Genomic DNA, 26951 nt, shown 5'->3' on the forward strand with positions numbered 1-26951 from the left:
CGGGCCTCCCCTCAGGCGTCCTCCCGCCCGGCGAGCGCGAGCGTGGAGCCCCGGCGGCCCTTGCGGACCATCAGCTGCGCCGGGATCCGGCTCCTCAGATCGGCGACGTGACTGACGATGCCGACCGCGCGGTCCCGCTCGCGCAGGCCGTCGAGGACGTCCATCACCTCTTCCAGTGCCTGCTCGTCCAGCGTGCCGAAGCCCTCGTCGATGAAGAGCGTGTCCAGCGGCATGCCACCGGCCTCGTCGGTGACCACGTCGGCGAGACCGAGCGCCAGGGCGAGCGAGGCGAAGAAGCTCTCGCCGCCGGAGAGCGTCGAGGTGTCCCGCTCGGTGCCGGTCCAGGCGTCCACCACCCGCAGTGCGAGGCCCGAGCGTTTGTTGCCGGTGCCCCGGCCGTCGCTGTGGACCAGGGTGTACCGGCCGCCCGACATCCGTACCAGGCGGGCGCTCGCCGCCGCCGCCACCTGCTCCAGCCGGGCCGCCAGGACGTACGACTCCAGCCGCATCCGCAGCCGGTTCTCGGTGGAGGTGCCGGCGGCGACGGAGGCCAGCCGGTTGATCCGGGCGTACCGGTCCAGGGCCGGGGCCAGTGACGCGGCCAGCTCCGCCAGCTGCCGCCCGATCCCGGCCAGTGCCGTGCAGCGCGCCTGCGCCGCCTCGTGGCCGGCGTGCGCCCGGCGGAGCCGGTCGGTGGCCGCCAGGAGGTCGGCCTGGGTGCCGGGCAGATCGGCCGGCGGGCGGCCGGCGGCCTCGGCCAGCTCGGGCCGGGCCAGCTCCCGCTCCGCCGCGGCCAGCGCCGAGCGGTGCCGGGTCAGCCGGGCCTCCAGCCGCTCGCGTTCCTCCCGGGGCAGCAGGACGGCCGTCGCCTCCTCCGGGCTCGGGAACCCGGCCGCGACGGCTGCCCTGGCCAGCTCGTCCTCGGCCTTCTTCCGTTGCAGCGCCGCGTCCGTGCAGGCCCGGGCCGCTCCGGCGAGTGCCGCCACGCTCCCGGCGAGGCCGGCCAGCGCCGCTGCCCGGGCGGACACCGATGCCGCGTCGCCCCGGGCCGCGGTCACCCGGCGGGTCAGCTCCTCCTGCTCGCTGCCGAGGGTCTGGATCCGGGCGGTCAGCGCGGCGGTGCGCTCACCGGCGTCGCGCAGTGCGGCGAGCTGGCGGGCCTGGTCCCGGGCCAGGCGTTCCAGCTCCCGGGTGACCGGGTCGACGCCCTCCGCGGCCCGCAGCGCCTCGCGGTGCTCGCGCTCCAGCGCGCCCAGCGCCTCGGCCAGGGCCGCGACGCTCTCCGGCCCGGCCGCCCCGGCGGCGGTCGCCTCGCTCACCCGCAGGCCCGCCAGCTCCCGCTCGGCGGTGTCGGCCGCCTGCTCGGCCCGCGCCTGGGCGGCCCGGGCGGCGTCCTCCTCCTCCGCGCCGACCTGGCCGCTCGCCGGGAGGGCCGGCTCCGGGTGCTCGGGCGATCCGCAGACCCGGCAGGCCTCGCCCGACCGCAGCTGCGCCGCCAGCTCGGCGGCCATGCCGGTCAGTCGGCGCTCGCGGACGTCCTGGCTGTGCTCGCGGGCGTCGAGCGCCTCGGTGCGCAGGGTGAGCGCCCGGGGCTCGGCCACGGCGATCGATGCCCGCAGCTCGTCCCGGCGGCGGGCGGCGGCCAGCCGCCCGGCCAGCTCGGCCTGCCGGACGTCCAACTGCTCGACCCGGGTACCGGCGGCCCGGGCGGCGGACTGCTCCTCCTGGAGCGTGGCGAGCCGGCCGTCGAAGTCGGCCAGCCAGTCGGCGGCCTCCTCGGCCAGCTCCTCGGCGCGCCGCCGGTCGGCCTCCAGCGACGCCTGCTCGCGGCGGAACTCCGCGCAGCGCCGCTCCTCGGCCCGGGCCGTCTCCAGCCGGACCACCTCGGCCCGCAGCCGGTGCTCGGCCGCCGCCAGCTCCTCGGCCTCCGCGCGGGCCAGCGCCGGGCCCTCGCCGTCCGGGGCGCCGGCCAGCGCGGCGCGCTGGCGGCGCTCCTCCTCGTGGGCCGCCCGGTGGGCGGCCTCTGCGGCCTCGCGCAGGTGCAGCAGCGACTCCACCCCGACGGCCGCCCGGGCGGCCGTCAGCCTGGCGGAGTCACGCTCCATCGCCGGTGCGCCCTCGGCGAGGCGGGCCGCCTCCAGGGCGGCCTCCCGGTGGCGGCGCTGCCGGCCGGCCAGCTCCTCCGCGTTCCCGCGGTCCGCCTGGGCCCGGCGATGGCCGGCCTCGGCGCCGGCCAGCGCGGACTCGGCGACGGCGAGCTGCTCGGCGGCGCCGCCGCGCAGGATCGCGGCCCAGCCGAGCACCCCGGCGGTGAGGTCCGCGGCGGGGTGCGCCGACTCCTCCTCGGTGGGCACCCAGCCGGCGGCGGGCTCGGCCTGCGGACCGGCCGCCTGCTCGGCCTTGCTGGCCAAGTCCCGCAGGCGCCGGCGGCCGGTCTGGACGGCGGCCTCCTGGGAGCGCCGCTGCTCGGCCAGCCAGGCCTCGACGTGCTGGAACCGCTCGGTGTCGAACAGTCGCCTGAGCAGCTTGCCGCGCTCCTCGGAGTCGCCGCGCAGGAAGCGGGCGAAGTCCCCCTGCGGGAGCAGCACCACCTGGCAGAACTGCTCCCGGCTCATCCCGATCAGCCGGTGGATCTCCTCCCCGGCCTCCTGGTGCGACTTGCTGACCGCCCGCCAGCCCGGCGTGCCGTCGCCGCTGTCGGCGGCCCACTCGCGCAGCAGCGTCTGGGCGCGTTCGACGGTCGTCCCCCGGCCGACCTTCTTGGGGCGCAGTTGCTCGGGCAGCCGGGTGATCTCCAACCGCCGCCCGCCGAGCGTCAGCTCCAGCCGGACCTGGGTGAGCCGCAGAGGTTCGGCGTGGTCGCTGCGCAGCCGGCTGGCCCGCCTGGCGCCGGGCACCTCGCCGTAGAGGGCGAAGCAGACGGCGTCCAGCACACTGCTCTTGCCCGCGCCGGTGGCCCCGCGCAGCAGGAAGAGCCCGCCGGAGGCGAGCGCGTCGAAGTCCACCGCCTCGGTGCCGGCGAACGGTCCGAAGGCGGTGACGGTGAGGCTGTGGAGTCTCATCGGGGCAGCTCCGCCTTGCGGTCGTCGCTCTCCCGGACGGTCTCGAAGCCCTCGCGCAGCCAGCCGAGCTCGTCCGCGTCCGGCTCGGCGCCGGGGCGCACGTGCCGCAGGAAGCCCTCGGCGATCTCCAGGTCCGCCCGGCCGCTGACCCGGGCTGCGTACGAGGGGGAGGCGGTGGCCTCGCTCTCCTCGGGATCGAAGAGCAGCTGCAGGGTGTGCGGGAAGCGCCGGCGCAGCTGCTCCATCGGCTCGGCCGGGCGGCCGGGGTCGGTCAGGGTGGCCTGGACCCAGGACCGCTCGTGCTCGGCGTGCTCCGGGGCGGTCAGCAGCTGGTCGAGGCGGCCGCGCAGGCGGGCCAGCGGCCGCGGCCGCGGGCAGTCGATCCGCTCGGCGGCGACCGAGCCGTCCGCCGCGAGGTCGACCAGCCACATGGTCTTGCGGTGGGTGGCCTCGGAGAAGGAGTAGGCGAGCGGCGAGCCGCTGTAGCGCAGGTGCGGGGCGAGCGTCTGGCAGCCGTGCAGGTGGCCCAGCGCGGCGTAGTCCACCCCGTCGAAGACGGACGCGGGGACGGAGGCGACTCCGCCGACCGCGATGTCCCGCTCGCTGTCGCTGGGTGCGCCGCCGGTGACGAAGGCGTGTGCCAGCACCACCGACCTGGTGCCCGCGGGGCGGCTCGCGAGGTCGGCCCGGACGGCGTCCATCGCCGCGCCGAGCACCGCCGCGTGGCCGCCGCGCGCCAGCCCGAAGCGCTCCCGGACCAGCGTCGGCTCCAGGTAGGGCAGCCCGTAGACGGCGACCGGCCCGTGCTCGTCGGCCAGCAGGACCGGCACCGCGCACTCGCCCGGGTCGGTCCGCAGGTGGACGCCGGCCCGGCCGATCAGGCCCGCGCCCACCCCGAGCCGGCGGGCCGAGTCGTGGTTGCCGCTGATGAACACCGTCGGCACGCCCAGGTCGGCCAGCCGGTGCAGCACGTCGTCGAACAGGGCGACCGCCTCCAGACCGGGCAGCGCGCGGTCGTACACGTCGCCGGCGACGAGCACGGCGTCGACGCGCTCGGCCCGGACCGCCGCCACGAGGTGGTCCAGGAAGGCGCGCTGGGCGTCGTGCAGGCTCTCCCGGTGGAAGGAGCGCCCGAGATGCCAGTCGGAGGTATGCAGCAGTCGCATGGTCCCCGACCATAACGTCCGGCACTGACAACGCGGGCCGGATCGGACGTCACATCCGTCCTCGGGGGCTCCGGCCGATCGCTCAGGGTGCGTTGTCAGTGACGGTGTTCTCGACCGCCGGCCGCTCCGAGCCCGGGGCGGCGGCACGAGCCCCTGGGAGGGCCCATGTCCGTGCAGTCCCCGAATGTCGACGGCCGCCGCGCGGCCGGGTCCGTCGTGCCCGGGTCCGTGCCCGTGCCCGTCGTGTCGGCGTCCGCCGTGCCTGAGCCGGTCGGGCGGGACCGGCCCGGGCGCCCGGCGGCCGGTGGGCGCGCCCGGCGCGCGATGCGGCGCGTGGCGGTTGCGGGAGCGCCGCCGCCGGCGCGGGTTCGGTCCGGGCCGGGGCCGGGCGGCCCGTTCGCCGGCGGCCCGCCCGGTGGTCCCTCCGGCGGCCCGCCGGGTGGCCCCTCGTCGGGCGGCCGGCGCGGTGGCCGCGGCCCGGGGGGTCGGGCGGCCGGTGGGGGAGGCGGGGCCGGGCCGGGCGGCCCCGGCGTCCGGGCGCGGCAGCGGGGCGGCTCGCGCGGTGTGCCGCCGCAGCCGGTGGCGCTGGCGCTGGCCGTCCACGCCGCCGACTTCGCCGAGCTGGCCCGGCTCGGGCTGTTCGGCCCGCTCGGCTTCCGGGACTACCTCTGGCGGACGCAGGCCCGGCTCCGGGCCCTGCGCGGGCAGGGCATCGAGGTGCACCTGAGGGTGTTCGAGCCGGCCGACTACCGGGACTACTGCGAGGCCTTCGGCCTCGACCCCGGATCGGCGGCGGCACGCGTCGCCTACGCGGCCGACCCCGAGCTGGCCGGCGAGCCCTTCGTCTACGGCGGCGAGCAGCTGACCGAGCTGCTCCCGGTCCTGGTCGACGACCACCTGGCCCGGGTGCGGATCTCGATCGCCTGCGCCGCTTTGCTGGACGCGGTCGGCGACGGCCCGTCCGGGCAGTCGCGGCTGGTGGCGGTGATGCACCACGTCACCGGGGTGTACCTGGCGCTGGCCGAGGGCGCCGGGGAGGGCGGCCACCTGCTGACCCTGCGCTGCCACGGCCCGGAGGACGGCGAGCACCTCACCGCCGCGGCGGACGTGCGCGGCGACGGCGGGCGGGTCCTCCTCGGCGGCCGGGACGCCGAGGCGTTCTGCGCCACCCTGGCGGCGGGGGTGGCACTCGGCGGCGCGGGCGCCCTCCTGCTGCACGGGGACCCTGCGGCGCCCGGTGGTCCGGTGGTGCGCGGCTGGGCCCTGGCGGCCGGCCGGCTGAGGCCGATGACCGCCCGGGAGGTGGTCGACGCGCTCGCCGACGATGCCGCGCTGGGGGTGCCGTTCCCGCCCGGAGCCGTACCGCTGCCCGGCTTCCCGCTGCCCGCCGCGCCGCCGCCGGGGGCCGCGCCGCCCTCCGGCGCGCCGCCGTGGCCCGGCGGGGTGTCGGACCCCGGCGACCGGGGTCCGGAGGGGGGTGGGCCGCTGGGCTGACCACCCGGGTGAGGCCTCCGTGTCCACCAAGCGGCGCTGGGGACTGTTCATCGACCGCCTGTTCGGGGAAGATTTCGGGGAAGATCAACAGGAGAAGCGCGCGGTGCCCCACACCGCCGCCTCCGCCGCTCCGCCCTGTACCGCGCACGCAGGTCCTCCCCGCGCACCGTCGGTCCGGCGAGCCCGACACCGAAAGGGGGACGCATGAGCCGGATCGAGTACAGCGCGGAGATCGCCGAGCTTCTGGGCAAGGTGCGGCGGCGTCCCACGGCGGGCTGGCCGTGGCGGCCGGGCGAGCGGGTGCCGGCCGGGCTGTCGGTGAAGCAGTCGTGGGGCTGGCTCTTCGCGCCCGACGGCCGGGTGCTCACCCTGGTCAACCCCAAGGACGGCATCGTCTCGCTCCCCGGCGGTTCGCTGGAGCCCGAGGACGACGGCGACCCGGGCTCCGCCCTGGCCCGCGAGGCGGCCGAGGAGGCCCAGGCGGTGATCGGCACGCCCCACTACCTCGGCTACCTCTACGACCGGGTCGGCTCGGCGAACGGTGGCCACGAGTGCGCCCGGGTCCGGATGGCGGCCGCGTTGCGGGCCGTCGGTCCCAGCGCGGCGGACCCGGCGTCGGGGCGGCACTACCGGCGGCTGCTCGTCGCGCCCGGTCTCGCGGTCGAGCTGCTCGGCTGGGGTGAACCGGGGCTGCGTCAGGCGCGGGCGGCGGTCGCGGCGGGCGTCCGGTGGCTCGGGGTGCCCTCGGCCGCCAACGAGGCGATCGAGGAGCTGCCGGCCGAGGGCTGCGAGGTCTTCCCCGGCGCCGCCCACCCGGGCCCGGCGCCCCTCCGGCTGAGCGCCGCCACGGGTGACCCGGGCTCGGGGTTCGGCGCGGGCGCGGGGGGGGGGGGGGGGGGGGGGGGGGGGGCCACCCCCCCCCCCCCCCCCCACACCCCCCCCCCCCCCCCACCCCACCCCCCCCCCCCCCCCCCCCCCCCCCCCCCCCCCCCCCCCCCCCGGGGCGGTACCGGTTACTGCTGGCGGAGCATGCCGTCCACCACGCGGGCCGCGGCCTGGCCGTCGTCCAGGTCGCAGTACGCCTCGCGGAACGCCGTGTACTTCTCGGCGTACTCACCCGTCAGCTCGTCCACCCGGCCCAGCGCCGCGACCAGCTCCTCGGAGGTGGCCAGCAGCGGGCCGGGCATCTCCGCCTCGTAGTCGAGGCTGAAGCCGCGCAGGTTGTCGCGGTAGTGCTCCAGGTCGTGCGTGAAGAACAGGACCGGCTTGCCGGTGGTGGCGAAGTCGAACACCGTCGCCGAGTAGTCGGTGACCAGGACGTCCGCGATCAGCAGCAGCTCGGCCATGTCGGGGTAGCTGCCGACGTCCCAGATGTAGCCGTTGCCGGCGCCGGGGATCTGACCGCACATCACGCTGTGCCGGCGGACCAGCAGCACCTGGTCGTCGCCGAGCGCCGCCTTGGCCGCCTCCAGGTCGATCCGCAGGTCGATCTGGTAGCCGCCGTTCGGGCGGCGGCGGTCCTCACGGAAGGTCGGCGCGTAGAGCACGACCTTCTTGCCCTCGGGCAGCCCGAGCCGCTCGCGGACCTGCTCGGCGGTCTTCTCCCGGTCGGGGGCGAACAGCAGGTCGTTGCGCGGCGCGCCGCTCTCCAGGATCTCGCCCTTGAAATCGAACGCGCGGCGCAGCACCGGAGCCGACCAGCTGTTGCCGGCCACCAGCATGCTCCAGTTCGGGACCTCCTTGACGACGCCCTTCAGGTAGTTGGCGTCGGTGAACCAGACCTTCTCGAAGTCGTACCCGATCTGCTTCAGCGGGGTGCCGTGCCAGGTCTGCACGACCACCTGGCCGGGGCGCCGGACGAAGAAGTCCGGCAGGTGCGCGCTGGTGACGATGTACTTGGCGGTGGCCAGCGTCTCGAACCACTCGGGGCTCCAGAGCCGGATCGCGCCCGCCGTCTGCGGCAGTTCGGCCTGCAGGTCGTCGCTGCCCCAGAGGTGCTCCAGCGGCAGGCCGCGGCGGACCAGCTCCTCGTGGATCGCCCGCGGCGAGTCCGCGTAGAGGCCGCCCAGCGCGACGTTGTAGAGCACGGTGTCGCGCAGCGGGAGCCGGCGGGCCGACGGGTAGTCGGTGGTGCGCAGCTGGCGCTGCCGGAAGCCGCTGCGCTCCTCGGGCAGCAGCGCGGAGTGCGACTCCAGCGAGAGGCCGTCGTAGTGGCGGCGCTCCAGCACGATCCGCTTGCCGCGCGACTCCACCTCCAGCGGCAGGGTGGCGAAGCACTCCGGGGCGATCAGCGCGTAGCGGGTCGCCAGGGTCTCGACCGGCTCGTCGAGCGGGCGGAAGAAGACGTCCCAGGTGCCCTGCGCGAGCGGCACCCGGCCGGCGAAGGAGGCCGTCGGCACCGCAGGCAGCGCGGCCCGGAACCCGCCGTCCGCGATCTCCACGGGGTAGACGTGCTCCTCCTCGCGCCAGTTGTGCCGCACGACGAGCTCCCAGCGGTGCGTGCCGGGCAGCGGGAAGGTGCCGCTGAGCAGGTAGCCGTCCGCGCCGCGCGAGGCGACCTCGGTCACCACCGGCTGCAGCAGCTGGTCGGAGAGCTGGAGGTAGCCGCCGGGGGAGGGCTTCGAGTAGAGCGCGCGGCGCTCGTCGACCGGGGCGTCCGGGTTCAGCGGCAGGTGCAGCTGCTCGGGTGCGTTGCGGTCGTCCCAGGCCACCGGCACGGTGCTGCCGTCGGCGAGCAGTATGGCGGTGTCCCAGCGGTCCCGGGCCCGCTCCGGGGCGACCGGGTCCAGCTCGGCCCAGGCCTCGCGGACGGCGGTCAGCTCCTCGACCGGGGCGGTGACGGTGAACGGCTGGAGGGTGCCGACCGGGGCGGTGAGCTCCAGCGGGTAGACCACCTCGCGGTCCGACTCGACGTGGGTCAGCTTGAAGCGGGCCCCGGCGAGGTTCGGGCCGGAGCGGGCGGCGCCGGAGATCTCCAGCCGGCCGTCCCGCACGGCGAGCCCGGTCACCCTGGTCCGGACCGTCTCCACCCGCAGGTAGACGCTGCCGTCGCGGACCCACGGCACGATCCGCACGTCCGGCTCGACCCAGTGCGCGGGGAGGTACTGGGCGGTGTCGCTCCAGCCCGCCGAGATCCGGCCCTTGTAGACGCCGCCCTTGCCGGCGCCGGCCACCAGGACGCGCCAGTTGCCGTCCTTCCACTGGCCCCGGTGCTTGAGCCGCTTGGGGTCGATGGCGGCGGTGAAGCCGGCCCAGTCGCAGTTGTACAGGTCGTGGTGGCAGCTGGCGGTCGCCTCCGGGCTGTACTGCGTCCTGGTGGGCACGGCCAGCACGCGCCGGCCCTTGGTCTCGCGGAGCACCAGCACCCGGACCATGTCGTGCCGGTTCTCGGCGCCCAGCTGCTCCGGGTACGCGTGCCCGGTCAGCTGCAGCTTGCCGCCCTCCCAGGCCGACTCGTACAGCCGGCTGCGCATCACCAGCGAGTTGTCCAGCTTGAGGACGCCGGCCGGCACGCTCTTGCGGCCGCCGCGCAGGAACGGGTAGTCGGCGTACGGGCGCAGCAGGCCGCGCGCGGCGACGCCGCCGTTGCTCTCGCCCTCGTACTTGATCTGCTCGACGAACTCGTCGATCCGGCCCGCCAGGGTCAGGTGGTACTTCAGCCGCAGCGGCGCGCGCAGCTTGCGGACCTGCTCGGGGCCGATCGACCGGAGCAGCCGGCCGACGTTCTTCTGGTAGGCGTCCCGGTACTCCTTGTCGCCGTCCACGACGGACCAGAAGAACATCGGGATCTCCTCGACGAGGGTGTTCTCGTCGTAGGAGCGCAGGTACTCGGCGAAGCGCGGGTCGGTCTGCTTCTTCAGCCACGTGCGGACCAGCTCCACCGAGGTGACACGGTCGACCAGGCCCTTGGGGTTGGTCCGCATCTGTGTGATCGACATCTCGCCGACCTCGCGCTCGCGCCAGTGGTAGATCGGCTCGGAGAGCACGTCCACGCTCGTGGCGAGGTAGTGGTGCGGCACGCTGACCGGGGCGTCCTCGTACAGGATGCCCTCGGGGTAGAGGATGCCGGCCGCGTCGAAGAAGGAGCGGCGGTACACCTTGTTCCACGCCGTGCGGTCGGTGACCAGCGCGGGGATCTCGGTGATGTGGGTCTTGAGCCTGGTCTCCTTGAACGGCCGCGAGTGCCCGCCGGACTGGTAGTAGCCCACCGCGCGGAACCGCAGCACGTTGCCGGTGGCGAAGTCCGAGCCGGTCTCGTCGAGCGTGTTGATCATCAGCTCGTAGGCGCTCGGCGGCATCGAGTCGTCGGAGTCGACGAAGCAGAGGAACTCGCCGTCCGGGTCGATGTGGCGGATGCCGGTGTTGCGGGCCGCGCCGAGGCCCTTGTTCACCTGGCGGACCAGCCGGAACCGGGAGTCCTTGGCGGCGTACGCCTCGGCGAGTGCCGCGCTGCCGTCCTTCGAACCGTCGTCGACCATGACGCACTCGAAGTCCGTGAAGGTCTGGGCGGCGATCGAGTCGAGGCATTCCACGAGGTAGCGCTCGACGTTGTAGATCGGAACGACGATGGAGAGGCGGGGAGCCATCGGCTACGCAGGCCTTTCTTGGGAAGGAGCGTGGCAGCCCGGTCGGGGTCTGGCCGCACTTTGAACCGGTGCGTACGTGCCCACCGATCCTACCGTCCGGTCCCGGGGACCCTCCGGGGCCTTCGGTCCGCCCGCGGGCGGACCGGGTGCCCGGGCGCGGTGGGTCCGGCCGTCCGGGGGGCCACTACTCTGTGGCCATGCCCCGCTTCAGCGTCATCGTCCCCGTCCACAAGGTCGAGGAGTACCTTCCCGAGTGCCTCGACTCGGTGCTCGGCCAGGGCGGTCCGGACTTCGAACTGATCGCGGTGGACGACCGCTCCCCGGACGGCTGCGGCGCGATCCTCGACGAGGCCGCCGCCCGCGACCCGCGCGTGCGGGTGCTGCACCTGGCGGAGAACGTCGGCCTCGGCCGGGCCCGCAACGCCGGCCTGGCGGTCGCCACCGGCGACTACGTGATCTTCCTGGACAGCGACGACACGCTCACCCCCGGCCTGCTCAAGGCCGTCGACGACCGGCTGGCGGCCGGCGGCGACCCGGACGTCCTGGTCTACGACTACGCCCGCACCTACGCCGACGGCCGGATCACCAAGGCCGCCTCGGCGCACGTCTTCGGCGCCGACTCCCCGGACGTCTTCGACCTCGACCGCCGCCCCGACCTGCTGGACCTCCTCCAGGTGGTCTGGAACAAGGCCTACCGCCGCGGCTTCGTCGCCGAGCAGGGCCTCACCTTCCCCGCCGGGTACTACGAGGACACCCCCTGGACCTACCCGGCGCTGCTCGCCGCCGGGAGCATCACCCTGCTCGACCAGGTCGGCGTGCACTACCGCCAGCGCCAGGAGGGCGGCAACATCCTCGCCACCGCCTCGCGCAAGCACTTCGACGTCTTCGCCCAGTACGACCTGGTCTTCGCCTTCCTGGACGGCCGCCCGGACCTCGACCGCTGGCGCCCGGTGGTCTACGGCCGGATGCTGCACCACCTGAACACCGTGGTCTCCAAGCCCGGCCGGGTCCCGCCCCGCGACCGCCGCGAGTACTTCCGCCGGGCAGCCGAGCACTGCGCCCGGCTGCGCCCGGCCGGCTACACGCCGCCCGCCGGGGTGGCGGGGGTGCGCACCGAGCTGCTGAGCCACGGCCGGTACGGCGCCTACCGCACGGTCCGGGTGCTGGCCGGGGCCCGCCGTCTGCTGAAGCGCTGACCCCGGTGGCCGCGGTGCCCGTCGAACCCCTTGCCGCTCGCCGAGCCTGACGGCCGTTCGGGCGAACGGCCGGTATAACCGGACAGGTGGACTTCCTCACCCGGCTCCCGGTCATCGGCCCGCTCGTGGCGCGGGTCCTGCGCAGCCACCCGTACCGCGTGTACGAGCACTTCACCGCCGCGCGCGGCAACCGGCTGGCGGGCGCGGTCACCTTCTTCGGCTTCCTGGCGCTCTTCCCGCTGCTCACCGTGGCGCTGGCGATCGCGGTCGCGACCCTGACCGACTCCCGGGTCGACGAGATCCAGAAGCACATCTCCGACCAGCTGCCGGGGATCTCGGACGCGCTCAACCTCAACTCGCTGGTGGCCAACGCGGGCGCCGTCGGACTGGTCAGCGGCGTGCTGCTGCTGATCTCCGGCCTCGGCTGGGTCGACACCATGCGCACCTCGATCCGGGACGTCTGGCAGCTCCCGGAGGAGGAGGGCAACCCGATCCTGCGCAAGGCCTGGGACTGCCTGGTGCTGGGCGGCCTGGGCCTGGTCTCGCTGTTCTCGCTGGCGGCCTCGGCCGCCGGAACGACGCTGGCCGGCCGGATCGCCGGCTGGATCGGCCTGGGGACGGACGGGCCCGGCGGCTACCTGCTGACCGGCGTCGGCCTGCTGATCGCCGTCGCCTCCGACATGGTGCTCTTCGCCTACCTGCTGGCGCCCTTCCCCCGGATCGGCGGCCAGCACCGGTGGGACGTGGTGCAGGGCGCGCTGATCGGCGGGGTCGGCTTCGAGCTGCTGAAGATCCTGCTCGCCTCCTACCTGGGCTCGGTCGCGGGCAAGAGCCTCTACGGGGCCTTCGGGGTGCCGGTGGCGCTGCTGCTCTGGATCAACTTCGTCTCCCGGCTGCTGATGTACTGCGTCGCCTGGACGGCGCTGGCCGACCCGGCCGCCGCCCGCGACCGGGCCCGCGAGCGCGCCGGGGCCATGCTGAAGGCCGCGAACGAGGCGGAGGCGGCCGAGCGGGACGACGCCGCCACCGCGGGCAAGGAAGGCAAGCACGGCAAGGACGGCAAGGACGGCCGGGGGTGACGGGGACGGTGAGGGTGACGGGGACGGCGGGGACGGCACGCCGAAGGCCCGGCCCCAGGAGTGAGACCGGGCCCCCGACGGCACCGCCGTCAGTCGGCGGCGGGGCCGCGGCGCCGCCGCAGCAGGAACAGCGCACCGGCGCCGCCCGCCGCGAGGGCCAGCGCGATCCCCACCCAGCCGACCGGGCCGGGGCCCGAGCCCCCGTCACCACCGGCCGCGGCGGCCGCCGGCGCGGTCGGGGAGGCGCTCGGCGAGGGGTGCGGCGGCGGCGCGGGCGCACCGGCGGTGCCACCCGCCTGTCCGGTCGGCTCCCCGCCGGCCGGCACCTCGTCCACCAGCCTGCCGACCGGGGTGACCTTGTCGGCCGCCGCGAACCCCCAGTCCAGCAGCGCCGCCGTCTCGTCGTAGACCTTCTGGTACGTCGAGGGGTGCATCACCGTCACCAGCAGGGTGCGGCCGTTCCGTTCGGCGGCGCCGACGAAGGTCGAGCCGGCCTCGGTGGTGAAACCGTTCTTCACGCCGATCAGGCCCGGGTACTTGCCGAGCAGCCGGTCGGTGTTGGCGATCCCGAAGCTGCCCCGCTGCCCGGTGTTCTTGTCCACCGCGCCGGGGAACTGCGCGTCCCGGGTGGCGCAGTACATCCGGAAGTCGGGATTGCGCAGCCCGGCCCGGGCGAACAGGGTCAGGTCGTAGGCCGAGGAGAGCTGGCCGTCCATGTCGTAGCCGTCCGGGGAGATCACCCGGGTGTCCCGGGCCTGCAGCGCGTCCGCGCGGGCCTGCATCTCGGCGACGGTCTGCTGGACCCCGCCGTTCATGTGCGCCAGGACGTGCACCGCGTCGTTGCCCGAGCTGAGGAAGACCCCGCGCCAGAGGTCCTCGACCCGGTAGTCCAGGTTCTCCTTGATGCCGACCAGGCTGCTGCCGGCGCCGATCCCCTGGATCTCCGCGTCCTCGACCCGGTGCACCAGGTTGCGGTCGAACTTCGGCAGCACGGTGTCCGCGAAGAGGATCTTCAGGGTGCTGGCCGGGGCGAGCCGCAGATGGGGGTTGCTGGCCGCCAGCACCTCTCCTGACGTCGCGTCGGCGACTATCCAGGACCGCCCGGTGAGGTCCCCCGGCAGGGCCGGGGCGCCGGGCAGGGGTGCCACCTGGGCACCGGAGAGCCCCAGTCTCTCGCCCCCGATCGCGCCAGGCGGGGGCGGCGGCTCGTGCGGGGCCGCGACGGCCACCGGGGCGGCGAGGAGGACGGGGAGCGCCGCGGCGTACGCGACGAGCAGGTGTGCGAGCTTACGGCGTGTGGGCACCAGCAGACCGTACCCAGTCGGGGCCGCCGCCGTCCGCCCCTTCGGGCCCGTCCTCCACAGGAGGGGGCCACCGTACGCCGAACGGCCGCCTGCGCATACTGGAACCGCACACCATCTTCACCTCAGCCGCCGAGGACGCTCCATGAAGCTCAGCCGCCGCACCTCCTGGTTCCTGACCGCCTTCGGCGTCTGGTCCATGATCATCTGGATCACCTTCGTCAAGAACCTCTGGAAGGACTCCGGCGGCCAGGCCTTCACCGACGGCGACCACTCCCAGCCGACCGCGTTCTTCTGGATCCACCTCCTGCTCGCCGTGACCTCCTTCGCCCTCGGCGTCGCCGTCGGCGCCATCGGTCTCCGCGGCCTCCGCGCCACCCGCCGCGAGCCCGCCGCCGAGTAGCCGCAACGCCGAGGCCCCGTCCGATCGGGTGATCGGACGGGGCCTCGGCGAGCTCGGGCAGGAACTAGAAGCGGCGGGTGACCAGGGCCCGCTTCACTTCCTGGATCGCCTTGGTGACCTCGATGCCGCGGGGGCAGGCCTCCGAGCAGTTGAAGGTGGTCCGGCAGCGCCAGACGCCCTCACGGTCGTTCAGGATCTCCAGCCGCTGCTCCGCACCCTCGTCGCGCGAGTCGAAGATGAAGCGGTGCGCGTTGACGATCGCGGCCGGGCCGAAGTACTGGCCGTCGTTCCAGAAGACCGGGCAGGACGACGTGCACGCGGCGCACAGGATGCACTTGGTGGTGTCGTCGAACCGCTCGCGGTCCTCGGCGGACTGCAGGCGCTCGCGGGTCGGGTCGTTCCCCTTGGTGATGAGGAACGGCATGACGTCCTTGTACGCCTGGAAGAACGGGTCCATGTCCACGACCAGGTCCTTGAGGACCGTGAGGCCCTTGATGGCCTCGATCGTGATCGGCTTCTCCGGGTTGACGTCCTTGATCAGGGTCTTGCACGCCAGCCGGTTGCGCCCGTTGATCCGCATCGCGTCGGAGCCGCAGATGCCGTGCGCGCAGGAGCGGCGGTAGGTGAGGGTGCCGTCCTGCTCCCACTTGATCTTGTTGAGCGCGTCCAGGACGCGCTCCTTCGGGTCCAGGGTCAGCTGGTAGTCGACCCACACCGGGTCCGGGTGCTCCTCCGGGTTGAACCGGCGGATCCGGAAGGTGACGGTGATCAGCTGGACGCCGCCCGCCTCGGCCGCGTCCAGAGCGGCCGAGTGCTTCTCCGCAGTAGGAGTGCTCATCAGTACTTACGCTCCATCGGCTGGTACCGGGTCGTGACGACCGGCTTGTAGTCGAGGCGGATGGAGGTGGTGCCGTCCTCGGCGACCTCCTGGTACGCCATGGTGTGCTGCATGAACTTCACGTCGTCACGGGTCGGGAAGTCCTCGCGGTAGTGACCGCCGCGCGACTCCTCGCGGGCGAGCGCGGAGACGGCCAGCACCTCGGCCAGGTCGAGCAGGTTGCCCAGCTCGACGGCCTCCAGGAGGTCCGTGTTGTAACGGAAGCCCTTGTCCTGGATGGAGACGTTCTTGTAGCGCTCGCGCAGCGCGGCGATGTCCTCGACCGCCTGCTTCAGCGTCGCTCCGGTGCGGTAGACCATGGCGTTGGTGTCCATGGTCTCCTGCAGCTCCTTGCGGATCTGCGCCACGGACTCGGTGCCGGTGGACTCGCGCAGGCCCTCGACCAGCGCCTGCACCTTCTCGGCCGGGTTCTCGGGCAGCTCGGTGTAGTCCACCGTCTGCGCGTAGTCGGCGGCGGCGATGCCCGCGCGCTTGCCGAACACGTTGATGTCCAGCAGCGAGTTGGTGCCCAGGCGGTTGGCGCCGTGCACCGAGACGCAGGCGACCTCGCCGGCCGCGTACAGGCCCGGGACGACGTCGGTGTTGTTGCGCAGCACCTCACCGGCGACGTTGGTCGGGATGCCGCCCATCGCGTAGTGCGCGGTGGGCTGGATCGGGATCGGGTCCGTGTAGGGCTCGATGCCGAGGTAGGTGCGCGCGAACTCGGTGATGTCCGGGAGCTTGGCGTCCAGCTGCTCCGGCGGCAGGTGGGTGAGGTCCAGGTAGACGTGGTCGCCGTCCGGACCGCAGCCGCGGCCTTCGCGGATCTCGGTGTAGATCGCGCGGGAGCAGACGTCACGGGACGCGAGGTCCTTCATGACGGGGGCGTAGCGCTCCATGAAGCGCTCGCCGTCCTTGTTGCGCAGGATGCCGCCCTCGCCGCGGGCGCCCTCGGTGAGGAGGATGCCCATGCGCCAGATGCCCGTCGGGTGGAACTGGAAGAACTCCATGTCCTCCAGCGGCAGGCCGCGGCGGTACACCAGGGCCTGGCCGTCACCGGTGAGGGTGTGGGCGTTGGAGGAGACCTTGAAGAACTTGCCGGTGCCGCCGGAGGCGAACACGACCGACTTGGCCTGGAAGACGTGGATCTCGCCGGTGGCCAGCTCGTAGGCGACGACGCCGGCCGTCTTGCCCTCGTTGATCAGCAGGTCGAGGACGTAGAACTCGTTGAAGAACTCGACACCGTGCTTGACGCAGTTCTGGAACAGCGTCTGGAGGATCATGTGGCCGGTGCGGTCCGCCGCGTAGCAGGACCGGCGGACCGGGGCCTCGCCGTGGTTGCGGGAGTGACCGCCGAAGCGGCGCTGGTCGATCCGGCCCTGCTCGGTGCGGGAGAAGGGCAGGCCCATCTTCTCCAGGTCGAGGACGGCGTCGATGGCCTCCTTGCACATGATCTCGGCGGCGTCCTGGTCGACCAGGTAGTCACCGCCCTTGACCGTGTCGAAGGTGTGCCACTCCCAGTTGTCCTCCTCGACGTTGGCGAGGGCGGCGCACATGCCGCCCTGGGCCGCGCCGGTGTGGGACCGGGTGGGGTAGAGCTTGGTGAGCACCGCGGTGCGGCTGCGCTGGGTCGACTCGATGGCCGCGCGCATGCCGGCGCCGCCGGCGCCGACGATGACGGTGTCGTACTGGTGAATCTGCATGGGGGTTCTAACTCGCCTCTGGCCTCTGCCGATTAGATGTTCGGGTCGAAGGTGAAGATGACCAGGGTGCCGAGCAGCACGGTGAAGACCGTTGCGGCGCCCATGAGGCCCTTCAGCCAGAGCCGGGTGGAGTCCTTCTCGGCGTAGTCGTTGATGACCGTCCGCATGCCGTTGGCGCCGTGCAGCATGGCGAGCCAGAGCATCAGGAGGTCCCAGCCCTGCCAGAACGGCGAGGCCCAGCGGCCGGCCACGAAGGCGAAGCCGATCTTGGAGACGCCACCGTCGAGCACCAGCATGATCAGCAGGTGGCCGAGGATCAGGACCACCAGGACGATGCCGGACAGGCGCATGAAGAGCCACGCCAGCATCTCGAAGTTGGTCCGGGTGCGGCGCGGGGTCTTCTTGGTCCGCTGGCGGGCCGGCTCGACCACGAAGGCGTCGGCGGGGTTGCCGGTGCCGAGGCCCTTGCCGGTGTGCGCGTGGGCGGAGGGGACCACCAGGGCGTCGGAGATTTCCGTGGACATGTCTCAGATCACTTCCCGAACCAGGTGGTCAGCGTGTGCTGAAGGATCGGGTAGAAGGCGCCCGCCATCAGGACGACCCACACCCCGACCACGGTCCAGAGCATCTGCTTCTGGAACTTCGGACCCTTCGACCAGAAGTCGACGGCGACGACCCGCAGGCCGTTGAGGGCGTGGAACAGGATGGCGGCCACCAGGCCGTACTCCATCAGGTTCACCAGGGGCGTCTTGTACGTCTGAATCACAGAGTCGTACGCCTCGGGCGACACTCGCACCAGTGCGGTGTCCAGGACATGAGCGAACAGGAAGAAGAAGATGAGGACGCCGGTGACTCGATGAGCCACCCAGCTCCACATGCCTTCCCGGCCGCGGTACAGCGTTCCAGCCGGCACGGAAAAACCCTCCGGAAGCGATTGGGGGCTCGGCCGGCTTCGGTGTCGGTCAGCCCGGCCGGGTACGGTCCACCGGCCGCCAGCATCCTATCGACGCGTTATTGCGAACCGCCTCCGGGGGCCCGAGGTGTGATCAATCAGGCACGACTGGCCTAGTGCGGCGGGAACCCGGGCGGCTCAGGAGGCCCAACGGCCACGCAGCGTGACCGTTCGACTGCGTTACGGTGGCCGCCGCTTCCGTCGCCGACACTCTGCCGAGGCCCCCGTGCCGCTCAGCCCGCCCCGCCACCCGTCCCCCGCCGTCGCGGTCTGCGCCCTGCTGCTCGCCGCGGGCTGCACCACGGTCGGCGGCTCCGCCGACCGGGCCGCGCCGGCCCGCGAGCTGTCCGCCGCCGAGCTGCGGGCGGCCGCGGTGGCCGACGGCGACCTGGGGGCCGGGTACACGGTGACGGTGATGACGCCCGGTCACGGCGAGACCGGCTCGGGCGGCGGCCGGGAGGTCTCCGACCTGCCCGCCTGCCAGCCGCTGCTGGACGCGGTGACCCCGGCGGTGGCGGCGGGCGGCGCCACCGCCTCGCCGGGCCCGGGGGATCCGTACGCGGAGACCGATCTGAGCGTGGCCCGGGCGGCCGATCCCCAGGGGGGCGTGTACGGAGGACTGCTCGGCTACCGGGCCGGGCGGGCGGCGCAGCTGCAGTCGGAGTTGGAGAAGCTGTTCGGCCCGTGCGCCTCGTTCGCCTCCAGCGCGCCGCCGCCGCCGGCGGAGAAGAGCCGCAAGCCGGTGCGGACCAGGCACCGGTTGATCCGGGACGACACGCCCACGCCCGGGGGAGCCGACGCGGTGACCGGGTTCACCCTGACGAGTGAGTCGGGCAGCGTGGTGCTCGCCCAGCGTGCCGTGGTGGCCCGGGTCGGACCGGTGCTGGCGGTGCTCACCACCGTCGGCGTCGGCGCGGAGCCCGCCCCCGTACCGGACGAGCGGATCGTCCGGCAGCAGGTGGCGAAGCTCCGCGCCGCGCAGGCGCACGGGTGAGGGCGGGCCCGGCTCAGCGGGCTCCGGCCTCGGAGTGGGTGGCGACCAGGTGCTCCAGCCGGGTCAGGGCGATCCGGCGGAGCTCGTCCGAGGCGATCAGTCGTTCCTCGTCCGGGTCGTGCGCCAGCCGGGTGCGGATCGAGCTGAGCACGGTGTCGAGCATCTCCTCGGGGGCCACGCCTTCCAGGCAGACCACGAAGACGTGCCCGAACCGGGCCTCGTACGCGGCGTGGGCGGCGCGAAGGGCGGTGTGCGCCGCCTGGCTGCCGGGTGCGCGCATGCCCAGGAGCGGCTGCGGCATCCAGCTCTCGTCCGCCAGCGCCTCGGCCAGGTCGGCCGGTCGCAGGTCGTAGGAGGCCTCGCTGGCCGCGGCCAGCAGGGACTCTATGTCGGGGTAGGGCCGGTGGGCGGTGAGCCGCAGGGCCCAGCGGTGGCTGCCGCAGCAGGCCAGGAGGGCCTCCTCGGCCGCGCCGGCGTCGGCCTCGTTGAAGCGGTGCAACCCGAGGAGGGTCGGCTCGGAGCTGGGATCGAGCCGCGGTGACGGGATGTCGCTGGCCAGCGGGTCCTCCTCGTGAGGGCGGGAAGGTGCCGGTGAAAGGGGGTGGTGAAGCAGGTGAAGTATGAGGCCGCGGGGCGGTGTTCGAGACCCGCCGGGCAGCGGCTCAACGGTAGTTGAGCAGTCATCAGTTGGGGAGAGCGCACGCGGAATTCATCCGATCGAGCTATCAAGTTGTGACGTTGACACCTCGGTGTCAGCGCCCTCCCCGTTCACATCTGCTAGTCGTCCAGGCCTTTCGGCCGCCGGCTCCCTCAGGAGCAGCGCGTCCCCGGCGCCGGCATCGTCCCCTCGACGAGGTACGCGGTCAGCGCGGCGTCGACGCAGCCGTTGCCCTTGCCGAAGGCGCCGTGCCCCTCGCCGACCCGGGTCAGCAGGGTGGCGTCGGCGAAGCCCTTGGCGAGCGCCTCGGCGGAGGCGTACGGGGTGGCCGGGTCGCCGGTGGTGCCGACCACCAGGATCGGCGCGCTGCCCTCCGCGCGGACGGCGTGCGGCCGCTCCGTCGTCCGGAACGGCCAGCGGGCGCAGCCGGCCTCGCTGTAGTCCTCCACCGTGACGCCCTTGGAGACCAGCGGGGCCTCGGCCAGGAGCCTGGCCACCGCCTGCTGGGCGCGCTCCGCGGTGGGCGCCGGCGGGGCGGCGTCGGCGCAGCTGATCGCGCGGTTCGCCTCCTCCATCGGGCTGAAGTGGCCCTTCTCGTCGCGGCCGTCGTAGCCGTCGGCGGAGGCGAGCAGCGGGTCCACCTTGTGGCCGACCATGGCCCAGCCCAGCGCGTTGCGCAGGTACGTCCAGGACGTCTTCTCGTCGCCGTAGAGCGCGCTGATGACGCCCGTCCAGGCGAGGTCGCGGCCGACCTTCCGGCCGTCGGACGCGGTCATCGGGTGGCCGTACAGGCCGTCCAGGAAGTCGGCGGCCTTCTGGGCGGCCTTGGCCGGGTCCTTGCCGAGCGGGCACTCGGCCGCGTGGTTCTTCACGCAGTCGGCGGCGAAGCGCTCGAAGGACTTCTCGAAGCCGATCTGCTGGTCGACGCCGTGGTCCAGCCGGTCCTGGGCGGGGTCGACGGCGCCGTCCAGGATCAGCCGGCCGGTGTTCTGCGGGAACTCCTCGGCGTAGAGCGCGCCGAGGTAGGTGCCGTAGGAGATGCCGAGGTAGTTGAGCTTCCGGTCGCCGACGGCGGCGCGCAGCACGTCCAGGTCGCGGGCGGTGTCGCGGGTGCCGACGAAGGGCAGCAGCCGGCCGGACTTCGCCTGGCAGGCGGCGGCGTGGTCGGTGGCGTTCCTGACCCGGTCGGCGGTGCGGGCGGCCGGCTCCAGCGGGGTGTCACGCTGGTTGACCTCGTCGTGCTGCTTGTCGTCGTAGCAGACCACCGGGGAGCTCTCGCCGGTGCCGCGCGGGTCGAAGCCGACCACGTCGAAGCGGTCGTGCAGGGTCCCGTCGTACTCCGTGGCGCCGTACTTGACCATCTCGACGCCGGAGGCGCCCGGGCCGCCCGGGTTGACCATGAGCGAGCCGAGCCGCTGGTCCGGCCGGGCGGCGGGCAGCTTGATCAGCGCGAGGTCGAGGGCGTCGGCGGCGGGGGCGGTGTAGTCGAGCGGGACGTGCAGCCGGCCGCAGAGCATCGCGGATATGTCGATCTTGGCCCGGGCGGCCTGCGGGTCGGCCGGGCAGGCGGCCCAGGCGATCTGCTGGCCGTAGAACGGCTTGAGCGCGGGGTCGTCGGCGCCGGTGGGCTTGGCGGTCGGCGTCGGGGTGGCCGGGGCGGCCGACGGGGCCGCGGCGGCCCCGTCCTGGGCGGGCTTGGTGCTGTCGTTGCAGGCGGAGCCGAGAAGCAGGGTGCCGGCCGCGAAAGCGGTCAGCAGAAAGCGCGGGCGGGCGGCCCGAAGAGATCTCATCGCACGTATGTATCACTGCCGGGTGACCGCGTGGATCATGGCCCCGGCGTCGGACCGCCCGCCCGCGCCGCCCGGCCGTCAGACCCGGTGCACCTTGTGGTTGGCGGCCTGGGCGCGTGGGCGGACGACCAGCAGGTCGATGTTGACGTGCGGGGGCCGGGTCACCGCCCAGGCGACGGTGTCCGCGACGTCGTCCGAGGTCAGCGGCTCGGCGACGCCCGCGTACACGGCCGCGGCCTTCTCCTCGTCGCCCCGGAAGCGGGTGACGGCGAAGCCCTCGGACTTGACCATGCCGGGGGCGATCTCGATCACCCGGATCGGCTCCCCGCACAGCTCCAGCCGCAGGGTGGCCGCGATGGTGTGGGCCGCGTGCTTGGCCGCCACGTAGCCGCCGCCGCCCTCGTAGGCGGCCAGCGCCGCGGTGGAGGAGAGCACCAGCACGGTGCCGTCGCCGCTCGCCCGCAGCGCGGGCAGCAGGGCCTGCGTCATGTGCAGCACGCCGAGCACGTTCACCTGGTACATCGCCAGCCAGTCGGCCGGGTCGGCGGTCTCGACCGGCTCCGCGCCGATCGCCCCGCCGGCGTTGTTGACCAGGACGTCCACCCGGCCGACCTCGGCCGCGAAGGCGTCCACGGCCGCCCGGTCGGTGACGTCCAGGGTGTGGGCGCGGCCGCCGAGCTCCTTGGCGAGCTCCTCGATCCGCTCGGTGCGGCGGGCGGTCAGCACCACCTCGAAGCCCTCGGCCGCGAGCCGGCGGGCGGTCGCCGCGCCGATTCCACTGCTGGCTCCGGTGACCACGGCCACCTTCTGCTCGGTCATTGCCACTCCCTGGAGGAACGCGTTGGTCGGGGGAAGTACGTCGGTCGCTCGTCCGATCATCTCAATGACGCCGACCGGGCCCGCGCCGCGGTGGGGGACGTCCACCCCGGTGGGTCCTCCAGCCGTCCCGAACGGCGTCAATCCCCCGTCGGAGTGGCCCCGTGACCGCCGGTGCGGGTCGTCGTTGCACAGGGCACGCAACCCGGGGAAGGCGACTGAAACGAGATGTCATACCCACCTGCTCAGCCCCTATGCGCCCATACGGGGACTTCTTTTCGGGAAGTCGGGCCAAATCCCCCCAACAGGCCTACCCTTGTTGAGATGAACCGTCCTGAGTCCGCCCAGCCGGCCGTCATGCCCACCGCTGCCCGCCCCGTCGCCGCCCTGCGCGACCGTGTCGCGGCGCTGGAGCCGGAGCTGATCGCGTTCCGCCGCGATCTGCACCGCCACCCGGAGCTGGGCCGCCAGGAGTTCCGCACCACCGCCCTGCTGCGCGACCGGCTGACGGCCGCCGGTCTGGCCCCCCGGGTGCTGCCCGGCGGCACCGGGATGATCGTCGACATCGTCCCGGAGGGTGCCCCGCGCGGCGCCGAGTTCCTGGCCTTCCGCGCCGACATCGACGCGCTGCCCATCGACGACGCCAAGACGGACGTGCCGTACCGGTCGACCGTCGCCGGCCGGGCCCACGCCTGCGGCCACGACGTGCACACCTCCGTCGTGCTGGGCACCGCCCTGGTGCTCGCCGAGGCGGCCCGGTCCGGCGAGCTGCGCCGCCCGGTCCGGCTGATCTTCCAGCCCGCCGAGGAGCTGATGCCCGGCGGCGCGCTGGACGTGATCGCCGCCGGCGGGATGGACCGCGTCGGCCGGATCTTCGCGGTGCACTGCGACCCGAAGGTGGAGGCCGGCCGGATCGCGCTGCGCACCGGGGCCATCACCTCGGCCTGCGACCGCCTGGTGCTGCACCTGGACGGCCCCGGCGGCCACACCGCCCGCCCGCACCTGACCACCGACCTGGTGACCGCGATCGCCCGGATGGCCGCCGACCTGCCGGCCGCGCTGTCCCGCCGGATGGACCCGCGCTGGGGCGTCAGCCTGGTCTGGGGCCGGATCGCCTCGGGCTCGGCCCCCAACGTCATCCCGCAGCACGCCGAGCTGGAGGGCACCGTCCGCTGCCTGGAGCTGGAGGGCTGGCGCGAGGCGCCGGACCTGCTGCACGAGCTGATCGCCAAGCTGGCCGAGACCTACCGGGCGAAGTGGACGCTCGACTACCACCGCGGGGTGCCGCCGGTGGTCAACGAGGCCGTCTCGGTGGGCCTGCTGGAGGCCGCGATGACGGCCCGTTTCGGGCACCGGGACGAGGGGCGCGCCACGGCGGCCGCCGACCAGGTGGTGGAGGACACCGAGCAGAGCCTCGGCGGTGAGGACTTCTCCTGGTACCTGGAGCACGCCCCGGGCGCGCTGGCCCGGCTCGGCGTCCGCACACCCGGCGACAGCACGGTCCGTGACCTTCACCAGGGCCGTTTCGACGCGGACGAGCGGGCGATCGGGATCGGCGTGGAGCTGTTCGCGGCGCTGGCGCTGGAGACCGAGGGGGCGTAGTCCGCTCCCCGGTGGGCGTTCCGGGCCCGGTCCGCAACGGACCGGGCCCGTCGTCGGTTCACCGGGCGGGGCCTCGATCGAGCAACGCCCGAGTTGCCTGCTTCCTGGCTTTTTATCCGGTTACGTACACTGGGCAGCGCCAGTTCCGATCACCCTCCGCGTACGGGAAAGGGGCTCCGGGAAGACTGTCAGACCACGGTTTGATAACAACCCGAATGCTCCGGCGACCTGTGACCCAACCGTGTTCTACGCGCGTTACGGTGGCGTCCGACCACGCTAAACGGGTGCGTGTGAGAAGGAGATACTCCCTTGCGCCGTTCTACTAAGCTCGCTGCGGTTGTGCTCTCGGGTTCCCTGGGCATCGCCTCGCTCGCCGCTTGCGGCGCAAAGAGCAACGACACCACCGCTTCCTCCGGCTCGTCCGAGGGCGGCCTGAAGGTCGGTATGGCCTACGACATCGGTGGTCGTGGCGACCAGTCGTTCAACGACTCCGCCGCCCGCGGTCTCGACAAGGCCAAGGCCGACCTGGGCGTCGCCGTCACCGAGGCCGACGCCAAGACCGGTGAGGCCGAGGCCGACAAGGAGACCCGGCTCAAGAACCTGGTCACCGCCGGCTACAACCCGATCATCGCGGTCGGCTTCGTGTACCAGGGCGCCGTCGAGAAGGTCGCCAAGGACAACCCGAACACCAAGTTCGCGATCATCGACTCGGCGTCCGACACCCAGCCGAGCAACGTCACCTCGCTGACGTTCTCGGAGCAGGAGGGTTCGTACCTGGCCGGTGTGGCCGCCGCCCTCAAGACGAAGACCAAGCACGTCGGCTTCATCGGCGGTGTGCAGTCCGAGCTGATCAAGAAGTTCGAGGCCGGTTACAAGGCGGGTGTGAAGTCCGTCGACCCGAGCATGGCGGTCGAGACCACCTACCTGACCACCCCCCCGGACTTCTCCGGCTTCAACTCGCCCGACAAGGGCAAGGAGGCCGCGCAGGGTCAGCTGGACAAGGGCGCGGACGTCATCTACACCGCCGCCGGCTCCTCCGGCAACGGTGCCATCGAGGCCGTCGCCAACGCCGGCAAGCTGGCGATCGGCGTCGACTCCGACCAGGCCGCCCAGCCCGCCCTGGCGAAGTACAAGGCCAGCATCCTCACCTCGATGGTGAAGAACGTCGACAAGGCCGTCTTCGCCTACATCGACTCCGCCAAGAAGGGCTCCCCCTTCACCGGCGTGAAGAACTTCGACCTGAAGGCCGACGGCGTCTCGCTCGCCACCACCGGCGGCAAGATCGACGACATCCAGGGCAAGCTCAACGACGCCGCCACCGCCATCAAGAGCGGCGCCACCACCGTCCCGACCGCTCCGTAAGGCGCGCCCGGACGTCGCTGCCGCTGCCGCCTGCCCGGCAGCGCAATGATTGACGCAGCATCAGGGAGGGGCCCGGAAGGGTGCGCTCAGTGCGTACCCCCGGGCCCCGTCCCGTACCCCACCGTTTTTCTTGGCCCTCCAGCGCAACGACGCGCCTCCAGACCACCAGGAGATCGCCATCACCGCATCCGACCCCGCCCTCAGCAAGGGCGGTACCCCCAGCGCGGGGACGGCGACACCGGCCGTCGAACTGCGCGGCATCACCAAGCGCTTCCCCGGCGTCGTGGCCAACCACGACATCAACCTCACCGTCCGCACCGGCACCGTGCACGCCCTCATGGGTGAGAACGGCGCCGGCAAGTCGACGCTGATGAAGATCCTCTACGGCATGCAGAAGCCGGACGAGGGCACCATCGCGATCAACGGCGAGCAGTGCGAGTTCAACACCCCGGGTGACGCCATCTCGCGCGGCATCGGCATGGTGCACCAGCACTTCATGCTCGCCGACAACCTCACCGTCTGGGAGAACGTCGTCCTCGGCGGCGAGAAGCTCCACGGCATCGGGGCCAAGGCGAAGGCGAAGATCAAGGAGATCTCCGACCAGTACGGCCTGGGCGTGCGCCCGGACGCGCTGGTCGAGGACCTCGGCGTGGCCGACCGCCAGCGGGTCGAGATCCTCAAGGTGCTCTACCGCGGCGCCAAGATCCTGATCCTCGACGAGCCCACCGCGGTGCTCGTCCCGCAGGAGGTCGAGGCGCTCTTCGGCAACCTGCGCGAGCTCAAGGCCGAGGGCGTCACCGTCATCTTCATCTCGCACAAGCTGCACGAGGTGCTGTCGGTGGCGGACGCGATCAGCGTCATCCGGCGCGGCACCACGGTCGGCGACGCCGACCCGGCGAACGTCACCGCGCGCCAGCTGGCCGAGCTGATGGTCGGCGCCGAGCTGCCCTCCCCGGCGAGCCGCGAGTCGACCGTCACCACCACCGAGATGCTCGACGTCCGGGACCTGCGGATCGCCAAGACCGACGCCGAGGGCATCGAGCGCGTGGTGCTCGACGACATCTCGCTGCGGATCCACAAGGGCGAGATCCTCGGCATCGCCGGTGTCGAGGGCAACGGCCAGGCCGAGCTGGTCGAGGCCATCATGGGCATGCTGCCGCTGGACGGCGGCGCCGTCACGCTGGACGGCAAGGACCTCTCCGGCTCGCTCACCCGCAGCCGCCGCGAGGCCGGCATCGGCTACATCCCCGAGGACCGCCACCGCCACGGCCTGCTGCTGGAGGCCCCGCTCTGGGAGAACCGGATTCTCGGTCACGTCACCGAGAGCCCGAACTCCAAGGGCCTGCTGCTCGACCCGGCCGGTGCCCGCAAGGACACCCAGCGGATCGTCGACGAGTACGACGTCCGCACCCCCGGCATCGAGGTCACCGCGGCGTCGCTCTCCGGCGGCAACCAGCAGAAGCTGATCATCGGCCGCGAGATGAGCCACGACCCCAAGCTGCTGATCGCCGCCCACCCCACCCGCGGGGTGGACGTCGGCGCGCAGGCGCAGATCTGGGAGCACATCCGGACCGCCCAGCGGGCCGGTCTCGCGGTGCTGCTGATCTCCGCCGACCTGGACGAGCTGATCGGCCTCTCCGACACCATCCGGGTGATCTACCGCGGCCGTCTGGTGGCCGACGCCGACCCGGCCACGGTCACCGCCGAGGACCTGGGTACCGCGATGACCGGTGCCGCCCGCGGCCACATCGAGTCCGAGCCCGAGGCCGTCGAGGAGTTCCACGCGGTCACCGCGGAGGGCACCGAGGCCGAGGCCGCCGGGACCGGCTCCACCGAGGACGCCGCCGCCCAGGACGCCACCTCGTCCGACACCCCCACCGACACCGCCGACCCGCAGGCGGGGGAGTAGC

The 26951-nt window shown here is 73.4% G+C and carries 19 protein-coding genes; 8 read left to right on the forward strand and 11 right to left on the reverse strand.

The window, feature by feature from the left end:
• Positions 1-11: 11 nt before the first annotated feature.
• Together ACZ4UX_RS16585 and ACZ4UX_RS16590 are read right to left on the reverse strand one after the other, a co-directional pair.
• Complete coding sequence (locus tag ACZ4UX_RS16585; protein WP_465707167.1) at positions 12-3062, reverse strand: AAA family ATPase; 3051 nt, start codon at positions 3060-3062, stop codon at positions 12-14.
• Entirely contained in the window at positions 3059-4228 is a 1170-nt protein-coding gene (locus ACZ4UX_RS16590; protein WP_465707168.1) for an exonuclease SbcCD subunit D, read from the reverse strand. The genes ACZ4UX_RS16585 and ACZ4UX_RS16590 overlap by 4 nt, the downstream gene beginning before the upstream one ends.
• Before the next feature lie 564 nt (positions 4229-4792).
• Between ACZ4UX_RS16590 and ACZ4UX_RS16595 the strand changes: the two genes are divergently transcribed.
• Positions 4793-5722, forward strand: coding sequence for a hypothetical protein (locus ACZ4UX_RS16595; RefSeq protein WP_465707169.1), 930 nt, complete (start codon positions 4793-4795; stop codon positions 5720-5722).
• Between the two features lie 1013 nt (positions 5723-6735).
• On the opposite strand, the gene ACZ4UX_RS16600 is transcribed toward ACZ4UX_RS16595, so the two are convergent.
• Complete coding sequence (locus ACZ4UX_RS16600) at positions 6736-10308, reverse strand: bifunctional glycosyltransferase/CDP-glycerol:glycerophosphate glycerophosphotransferase (RefSeq protein WP_465707170.1); 3573 nt, start codon at positions 10306-10308, stop codon at positions 6736-6738.
• 197 nt (positions 10309-10505) lie between these two features.
• Here ACZ4UX_RS16600 and ACZ4UX_RS16605 point away from each other — a divergent pair, with 197 nt between their 5' ends.
• Both ACZ4UX_RS16605 and ACZ4UX_RS16610 read left to right on the forward strand, forming a co-directional pair.
• On the forward strand, positions 10506-11504 hold the full coding sequence (locus ACZ4UX_RS16605; protein ID WP_329488028.1) for a glycosyltransferase family 2 protein: 999 nt from the start codon (positions 10506-10508) through the stop codon (positions 11502-11504).
• Between the two features lie 86 nt (positions 11505-11590).
• Positions 11591-12583, forward strand: a complete 993-nt coding sequence (locus ACZ4UX_RS16610) for a YihY/virulence factor BrkB family protein (protein WP_465707171.1) — start codon at positions 11591-11593, stop codon at positions 12581-12583.
• Between the two features lie 89 nt (positions 12584-12672).
• Here ACZ4UX_RS16610 and ACZ4UX_RS16615 read toward each other — a convergent pair whose 3' ends face one another.
• Positions 12673-13887: a D-alanyl-D-alanine carboxypeptidase family protein gene (locus tag ACZ4UX_RS16615; RefSeq protein WP_465707172.1), complete on the reverse strand. Its 1215-nt coding sequence runs from the start codon at positions 13885-13887 to the stop codon at positions 12673-12675.
• 142 nt (positions 13888-14029) lie between these two features.
• On the opposite strand from ACZ4UX_RS16615, the gene ACZ4UX_RS16620 reads away from it, so the two are divergent.
• The gene (locus ACZ4UX_RS16620; protein ID WP_465707173.1) at positions 14030-14287 is read left to right on the forward strand and encodes an SCO4848 family membrane protein; all 258 of its coding nucleotides are present in this window, start codon (positions 14030-14032) and stop codon (positions 14285-14287) included.
• Between the two features lie 64 nt (positions 14288-14351).
• Here ACZ4UX_RS16620 and ACZ4UX_RS16625 read toward each other — a convergent pair whose 3' ends face one another.
• The 4 genes from ACZ4UX_RS16625 to sdhC are packed head-to-tail and all read right to left on the reverse strand — an operon-like array spanning position 14352 to position 17780.
• Positions 14352-15125 (reverse strand): succinate dehydrogenase iron-sulfur subunit, encoded by a 774-nt coding sequence (locus tag ACZ4UX_RS16625; protein ID WP_352291254.1) that lies wholly within the window; start codon positions 15123-15125, stop codon positions 14352-14354.
• Positions 15125-16867 (reverse strand): succinate dehydrogenase flavoprotein subunit, encoded by a 1743-nt coding sequence (gene sdhA, locus ACZ4UX_RS16630; protein WP_465707174.1) that lies wholly within the window; start codon positions 16865-16867, stop codon positions 15125-15127. Before sdhA ends, ACZ4UX_RS16625 begins: the two co-directional genes overlap by 1 nt.
• Before the next feature lie 32 nt (positions 16868-16899).
• Positions 16900-17391: a succinate dehydrogenase hydrophobic membrane anchor subunit gene (locus tag ACZ4UX_RS16635; protein WP_329488023.1), complete on the reverse strand. Its 492-nt coding sequence runs from the start codon at positions 17389-17391 to the stop codon at positions 16900-16902.
• Positions 17392-17399: 8 nt separating this feature from the next.
• Complete coding sequence (gene sdhC / locus ACZ4UX_RS16640) at positions 17400-17780, reverse strand: succinate dehydrogenase, cytochrome b556 subunit (RefSeq protein ID WP_329488022.1); 381 nt, start codon at positions 17778-17780, stop codon at positions 17400-17402.
• 265 nt (positions 17781-18045) lie between these two features.
• On the opposite strand from sdhC, the gene ACZ4UX_RS16645 reads away from it, so the two are divergent.
• Positions 18046-18813, forward strand: coding sequence for a hypothetical protein (locus ACZ4UX_RS16645; RefSeq protein WP_465707175.1), 768 nt, complete (start codon positions 18046-18048; stop codon positions 18811-18813).
• 13 nt (positions 18814-18826) lie between these two features.
• On the opposite strand, the gene ACZ4UX_RS16650 is transcribed toward ACZ4UX_RS16645, so the two are convergent.
• The 3 genes from ACZ4UX_RS16650 to ACZ4UX_RS16660 form a co-directional block, all read right to left on the reverse strand.
• Complete coding sequence (locus ACZ4UX_RS16650) at positions 18827-19312, reverse strand: 2-oxo-4-hydroxy-4-carboxy-5-ureidoimidazoline decarboxylase (protein ID WP_329488020.1); 486 nt, start codon at positions 19310-19312, stop codon at positions 18827-18829.
• Between the two features lie 311 nt (positions 19313-19623).
• Positions 19624-21261, reverse strand: a complete 1638-nt coding sequence (locus ACZ4UX_RS16655) for an alpha/beta hydrolase (protein WP_465707176.1) — start codon at positions 21259-21261, stop codon at positions 19624-19626.
• Positions 21262-21339: 78 nt separating this feature from the next.
• The gene (locus ACZ4UX_RS16660) at positions 21340-22080 is read right to left on the reverse strand and encodes an SDR family oxidoreductase (RefSeq protein WP_396485561.1); all 741 of its coding nucleotides are present in this window, start codon (positions 22078-22080) and stop codon (positions 21340-21342) included.
• Positions 22081-22434: 354 nt separating this feature from the next.
• Between ACZ4UX_RS16660 and ACZ4UX_RS16665 the strand changes: the two genes are divergently transcribed.
• The 3 genes from ACZ4UX_RS16665 (at position 22435) to ACZ4UX_RS16675 (ending at position 26950) form a co-directional block, all read left to right on the forward strand.
• Complete coding sequence (locus tag ACZ4UX_RS16665; protein ID WP_465707225.1) at positions 22435-23679, forward strand: amidohydrolase; 1245 nt, start codon at positions 22435-22437, stop codon at positions 23677-23679.
• Positions 23680-23988: 309 nt separating this feature from the next.
• A complete protein-coding gene (locus ACZ4UX_RS16670) occupies positions 23989-25041 on the forward strand; it encodes a BMP family lipoprotein (protein WP_329488017.1) in 1053 nt (350 codons plus the stop codon).
• A 337-nt stretch (positions 25042-25378) separates the two neighbouring features.
• On the forward strand, positions 25379-26950 hold the full coding sequence (locus ACZ4UX_RS16675; RefSeq protein WP_465707226.1) for an ABC transporter ATP-binding protein: 1572 nt from the start codon (positions 25379-25381) through the stop codon (positions 26948-26950).
• The last annotated feature ends 1 nt before the right edge of the window (position 26951 follow it).

It is taken from the genome of Kitasatospora sp. NPDC028961, assembly GCF_055564815.1.